The sequence below is a fragment of the Alphaproteobacteria bacterium genome (assembly GCA_035625915.1).
GTDB lineage: Bacteria > Pseudomonadota > Alphaproteobacteria > JACZXZ01 > JACZXZ01 > DATDHA01.
In genome coordinates, this window is sequence record DASPOR010000052.1 from 34,955 (window position 1) to 40,954 (window position 6,000).

General features: G+C 60.0%; 8 protein-coding genes. 3 read left to right on the top strand and 5 right to left on the bottom strand.

Annotated features, from left to right (window positions below):
* Window position 1: 1 nt before the first annotated feature.
* On the top strand, window positions 2-1,345 hold the full coding sequence (accC, locus tag VEJ16_05110) for an acetyl-CoA carboxylase biotin carboxylase subunit (protein HYB09029.1): 1,344 nt from the start codon (window positions 2-4) through the stop codon (window positions 1,343-1,345).
* A gap of 63 nt (window positions 1,346-1,408) precedes the next feature.
* Window positions 1,409-2,059 (top strand): leucyl/phenylalanyl-tRNA--protein transferase, encoded by a 651-nt coding sequence (gene aat / locus VEJ16_05115; GenBank protein HYB09030.1) that lies wholly within the window; start codon window positions 1,409-1,411, stop codon window positions 2,057-2,059.
* Here aat and VEJ16_05120 read toward each other — a convergent pair.
* From VEJ16_05120 to VEJ16_05140, 5 genes are read right to left on the bottom strand one after another with little or no spacing between them, the layout of a single operon-like run.
* Window positions 1,996-2,409 (bottom strand): DUF2155 domain-containing protein, encoded by a 414-nt coding sequence (locus VEJ16_05120; protein ID HYB09031.1) that lies wholly within the window; start codon window positions 2,407-2,409, stop codon window positions 1,996-1,998. The genes aat and VEJ16_05120 overlap by 64 nt on opposite strands.
* A gap of 7 nt (window positions 2,410-2,416) precedes the next feature.
* Complete coding sequence (locus VEJ16_05125; protein HYB09032.1) at window positions 2,417-2,644, bottom strand: hypothetical protein; 228 nt, start codon at window positions 2,642-2,644, stop codon at window positions 2,417-2,419.
* Window positions 2,645-2,663: 19 nt separating this feature from the next.
* Window positions 2,664-3,200, bottom strand: a complete 537-nt coding sequence (gene mlaD, locus VEJ16_05130) for an outer membrane lipid asymmetry maintenance protein MlaD (GenBank protein ID HYB09033.1) — start codon at window positions 3,198-3,200, stop codon at window positions 2,664-2,666.
* A gap of 33 nt (window positions 3,201-3,233) precedes the next feature.
* Complete coding sequence (locus tag VEJ16_05135; GenBank protein HYB09034.1) at window positions 3,234-3,725, bottom strand: outer membrane lipid asymmetry maintenance protein MlaD; 492 nt, start codon at window positions 3,723-3,725, stop codon at window positions 3,234-3,236.
* 40 nt (window positions 3,726-3,765) lie between these two features.
* Window positions 3,766-4,134: an NADH:ubiquinone oxidoreductase subunit NDUFA12 gene (locus VEJ16_05140; protein ID HYB09035.1), complete on the bottom strand. Its 369-nt coding sequence runs from the start codon at window positions 4,132-4,134 to the stop codon at window positions 3,766-3,768.
* A 943-nt stretch (window positions 4,135-5,077) separates the two neighbouring features.
* Between VEJ16_05140 and VEJ16_05145 the strand changes: the two genes are divergently transcribed.
* The coding region (locus VEJ16_05145; GenBank protein ID HYB09036.1) for a vitamin B12-dependent ribonucleotide reductase at window positions 5,078-6,000 on the top strand (923 nt) is incomplete at its 3' end.

The window sequence follows — 6,000 nt, forward strand, 5'->3', positions numbered from 1 at the left end:
CATGTTCGAAAAGGTGCTCATCGCCAACCGCGGAGAAGTGGCACTGCGCATCCAGCGCGCTTGCAAGGAGATGGGTATTGCGACGGTTGCAATCCATTCGACGGCGGACGTCGACGCGATGCATGTCCGCCTTGCGGATGAGAGCGTTTGCATCGGCCCGCCGCCCGCGCGAGAAAGCTATCTCAATATCCCGGCCATCATCTCGGCCGCGACAATCACGAACGCCGACGCGATCCATCCCGGTTACGGATTCCTGTCCGAAAACGCCAAATTCGCCGAGATTGTCGAGGAGCACGGCTTCACGTTCATTGGCCCATCGCCCGATCACATCCGGCTCATGGGCGACAAAGTCCAAGCTAAATTGGCGGTCAAGGCGGCAGGCCTTCCTGTCGTCGCGGGCTCCGACGGGCCCGTGCTCGACACGGACGAAGCGCTCGAGATTGCGGGGCGGATCGGCTATCCGGTCCTCGTCAAGGCGGCCGGCGGGGGCGGGGGCAAGGGGATGAAGGTCGCAGAATCGCCGAAATCGCTCGGCGAGGCTTTCCGCTTTGCGCGCACCGAAGCCCAGGCTGCCTTCGGCAATGGTTCCCTTTATCTCGAAAAGTATCTGGGCCATCCGCGCCACATCGAGGTGCAGATCGTGGCCGATCATCACGGACACGTTGTCCATCTCGGCGAGCGGGACTGTTCGCTGCAGCGTAACCACCAGAAAATCCTCGAGGAAGCACCGTCGCCAGCGCTGAATGCCGCAGAGAGGAGCGAGATCGGCATGATCGCGTGCGATGCGATTCACAAGATCGGCTATCGCAGTCTCGGTACGATCGAGTTCCTTTTCGAGGACGGGAAGTTCTATTTCATCGAAATGAACACCCGCCTCCAAGTCGAACATCCGGTGACCGAGGCGATTTCGGGGCTCGATCTTGTGCGCGAACAAATTCGCATCGCGACAGGAGCGCCACTGTCCCTCACTCAGGCCGAAGTGCGTCTTGAGGGTCATGCGATCGAATGCCGAATTAATGCCGAGAATCCGGAAACTTTCGCACCCTCGCCTGGAAAGGTGACCGACTACCACGTCCCCGGCGGTTTAGGCGTGCGCGCCGATTCTGCGCTATACACGGGATACAGCGTGCCGCCCTATTACGACAGCCTGGTCGCAAAGCTCATCGTGCACGGCAATAATCGCAACGAATGCCTGCTGCGCATGCGTCGCGCGCTCGACGAATATGTCATTGGCGGCATCGAAACGACGATTCCGCTCCACCGCCGTCTGGTCTCCAACAACGACATCATCAACGGCGATTACGATATACATTGGCTCGAGCGGTTTGTTGGTCTGAACCGCTGAAGGAAAGGCCTCGAGGGCGGCCACCACACTTCTCTGGGACCTGTTTCGCCCTATATCTTTGCCATGACCGAGCTCACGCCAGACCTACTGCTGCGAGCTTATGCTGCCGGCATTTTTCCGATGGCCGATAGTCGAACGAGCGAACGGCTTTATTGGCTCGACCCTGAATGGCGGGGTGTCATCCCGCTCAAGAGCTTCCACGTGCCGCGCCGGCTGCGCAAGACCGTGCGCCGTACGCCCTTCGAGGTGCGCGCGGATACGGCCTTTCGCGCTGTGATCGCGGGTTGCGCCGCGCGCTATGACAGCCGCCAGGATAGCTGGATCAATGACGACATCCGCCGGCTCTATCTCGCGCTCCACGAAATGGGCGTTGCGCACAGCGTCGAATGCTGGCGCGAGGGCGAGATCGTGGGCGGGCTTTATGGCGTGGCGCTCGGCTCGGCTTTTTTCGGGGAAAGCATGTTCAGCCTCGCCCCCGATGCGAGCAAGGTTGCGCTCGTGCACCTCGCAGCCCGGCTTGCCCGCGGCGGCTTCACCCTGCTCGATACGCAATTCATCACCGATCACCTTCGGCAATTCGGCGCTGTGGAAATTCCCCGCGATGAATATCGCCGGCAACTCGCCTCCGCCCTGCAGCGAAGCGCTGCTTTTCAACCTGGATTGCCGGAGGCGGAGCTTTTGGCGTTCATACAGTCTACGACCCAGAGATCGTAAACCGGATGTTCGAGTGCGGAGATCGCCGGGCTTGATGCGAACATCCAGCCACTGAAGAGGAGTTTGGGCTCCTCATCCGCCTTTTTCTCGCGAATTTCGAGAAAGGCCGCTGATTCCGGCTCCTCCTCCGGTGGGCGCTTTCGACATGAACGGACGGTGATCTCGAGGGAGCCGAAATGGACAGTTTGTCCCACACCCGCGTCGAGGGTCGAGACGCGCGCGGTTACCTTGTCGAGGCCCTGAAGTACTGCCGTGCTCATGTCGATATAGGTGTCGGCATACACGGGCCCACCCGCAATTCCAACAACAAGCAAAACGGCAAGACCGGGTCGGCGGAGGAAGGCCGTCACGCGGCGCCTACTTCCGGTAAGGATTTCGGAGCGCCTCGACAAGTTTGCGCATTACGTCGCGCACCTGCGCCTCGTCGCATCCCATAAGCAACGCATCCTCGAGCGCCTCTTGTGCAAGCTCGCTAATTTCTTGGAGGTTTTCGTTCAGCACCTTGATCTTCTCTATGCACGTGACCGGCTCGCCGTTTGGTGCGCGCCAGATGGGAAATGCCAGTTCGGGCGTCTTGGTTTTCACGCGCAAAATCCAATAGCGGTCATTGTTCGGGCGGCGTCGCATCGCCATTCGGCGGTACCTTGGGGCTTTGCCGCTCACTCGAACCTCTTCGCGAATCCTGGTCGGCGTCCTGGTCGGTCGCAAGGAAGATGATCTTCCCAAGGAGTTCCTCGAGTACCACAGCGCCCTCGGTATTCGTGATTTCGCCGCCTGGCGCCAGAAGCGTCTGCGAATGCCCCGGTTCGATCTTGACGTACTTCCCGCCCAGCAAGCCCGCACTTGCGATGACGGCTTTCGTGTCAACGGGCAATTTCACGTCGCGCTCGATGTCCATTGTGACGACGGCGTTGTAGTGTCTTGGGTCGACCGCCTGACGGGTGACGATTCCCACCTTCACGCCGCCAACGCGCACATCGGCGCCCTGGGACAATCCATCGACTGAGCTGAAGACGGCCGTGACCGAATAACCCCCTGGCGGCTGCAGATTGGCGGAAAGGTATGCAAAAACGAGGAAAATCCCGGCGACCAGCAGGACGAACGCCCCCATGATGGTTTCGACCAGATTCCGCCCTATCATCGTTTCATCTCCGGACACCTGCCGCCGCGGGGCTCATGGATCGTCCTCGGGGGGCGGATTGCCTCGCGCACCTTTGCGCTTGGCCTCGGCATCTTGTACCACGCGGAGCAAAAGATGCTCGAGATCGACCGAATCCTGAACGTAGTCGAACGAATCGCCGGGCTTGAGCATTTCCAGATCGCCGCCGGGATCGATTTTGACGAACTTGGCGCCTAGCAACCCATCGGTCGCGACAATGGCCGCACTGTCGCGGGGAATCGCAACGTCGTTGGCGAGCGTCATGGTTACCAGTGCCCGATCGTCGTTCGGTTGGAACGTCTCGGCCGTCACTTCACCTATGCGGATCCCGGCCAGCCTTACATCGGAATGGAGTGCTAAGCCGTCGATATGATAGTAGCTTGCGGTAAGCACATACCCGCTTATCGAATTCTGGTTGACGGAAAACGCGAAAACCACGAAAAGCGCAAAGGCGAGGAGTGCCAAGCCACCGACAAGAATTTCCGTGGTATCCCGGCTGAGCTTCACCGCCAATGCGACCTCCTTCGTCGGCTGCTTCGGCGGTCGGCTACTCGGGCCGCCAGGGCTCGTAGTCGCCGGTGGCGCTAGCGCGCCGCCCACCTCTGAATTCGTGGCCGCGCGGCCGATAGGCGTAAGGCGTCCCGGTCAGGTTTTGAACATGAGGCTTGAGCCAGGCGCGTTTTTGGGTGCTACCTGCAGGAACAGCGTCGCTCGTATGGTGCAGCCACGCATTCCACTCGGCAGGAACCTTTGAGCCCTCGGGTTCGCCGCTATACATGACCCAGCGTCGCTCCCGATCAAGTCCGCCGACGTGCCGGCGCACACCCCCTTTCTCGCGGTAATAGCGATTGCCGAATTCGTCGGCGCCGACGAATTCACCATGCAACAAAGTGAAAAGCCGAGTCCCTATGCTCATAGCGCGCTGAACCCCTACCGCCCACACGGTGTTTTGTGCAGCAGGCCCGATTTGCCGCCCGACGGCGCGGACTATGGCATTTGACCGTGCACACGTCCAGCCCTCCCACCCCTGATTGAGACCCTCGGCTTGTGCGCCAGAACCCGCTGGACAGCATTCCGTCGCAGCGGGTGGACCGCCTTGTGCCGGCATCTGAATCCTGGTGGGCCGCCATGTTGGGATGTCGATTGCCGAAAGCGATCGTATGCACGGCACTCGGGCAACAGAACCACCCTGTTCTCGCACGGGATCGCGCCTGTCATCGAGCGCCAGGGTGCGCGCTTTATCACGTCGGTGCTGCGACGCCGGCCACGATTGAGGCCTTCGGAGGAAGCCGTCCCGGACGAGAAGGATACTGTCGGGTCATCGAGCGAGAGTCTCCGTCCTTCGTCGGCCCGGATAGGAGATGACCGTCGAGCCCCACTCCCCTCCATAATCGCATATGTTGTGGTGCTTTTAACATCATAACCCATATCTTGTTGACGGCCGAATTTCGAGATGCTATTTTGCGCACCCTGATTGGAAGGCGGCCGCAAACGAGTCTAAGCGGCAAGATAGGAAATATTCATTTAGGCACAGAATTCCTTGAGTGGACTTCCGCCCGAGCCTTCAAATTATATGAGGGTGTCGGCGAAAACCTGCATAAGAATACTTTATCGCATTGCTGTGGCTCATCTTAACAAGCCGAAGAAATAAGCTATCCAGCCGCAAAGTTTCTCTTGCCTTTCCTTGGAAACGGCGCAATAGTTTGTGGCCAACTCGCCTCAAAATACAAGATACTGTGGATTCGGCGGCGTGGCGCGAGCGACGATTGTGAGCCGTGCGACAAAGTTCGACTCGGATCGCGATCTGGACGAATCAGGCTGCGGAGTTCCGGGCCAAAGAGAAAACGGGGGGCGAGGTAATGCGAATTCGACGTCTTATGACCGAGGACGGTAAGTCGCCCTACGAGCGAATCGAATTCCGTACGACATCAAGCGAAATTCGCAACCCCGACGGCTCGGTGGTCTTTTGGCTGGAGCGGATCGAGGTCCCGGCGAGCTGGTCGCAAGTGGCGTCGGATGTGCTCGCTCAGAAATACTTCCGCAAGGCCGGCGTGCCCGCGCGCCTCAAGACCGTCGAGGACAAGGAGACGCCGCCGTGGCTCTGGCGCCGGGTCCGCGACGACGCGGCACTCGCTGAGCTTCCGAGGGGCGAGCGCGAGATCGGCGAGACGGACGCGCGACAAGTGTTCGATCGTCTCGCCGGCACGTGGACATACTGGGGCTGGAAGGGCGGCTATTTTGACGCCGAGGTGGACGCGCGCGCCTACTACGACGAGATGCGCTACATGCTCGCGATGCAAATGGGTGCTCCGAATTCGCCCCAATGGTTCAACACGGGGCTTCACTGGGCATACGGCATCGACGGACCGTCTCAAGGACACTTCTACGTCGATTTCCAGACGGGAGAACTTGTTCGGTCGGAGTCGGCCTACGAGCATCCCCAACCCCACGCCTGCTTCATCCAAAGCGTGAACGACGACTTGGTGAACGAAGGCGGCATCATGGACCTCTGGGTTCGCGAGGCGCGCCTGTTCAAATACGGCTCGGGGACAGGCACCAATTTCTCCAGACTCCGCGGCGACGGCGAGAGGCTTTCGGGCGGAGGCAAATCGTCCGGCATAATGAGCTTCCTCAAGATCGGCGACCGTGCGGCGGGCGCCATCAAATCCGGCGGAACGACAAGACGCGCCGCGAAGATGGTAACGGTCGATCTCGACCATCCGGACATCGAAGAATACATCGACTGGAAAGTGATCGAGGAGCAGAAGGTCGCCTCGCTCGT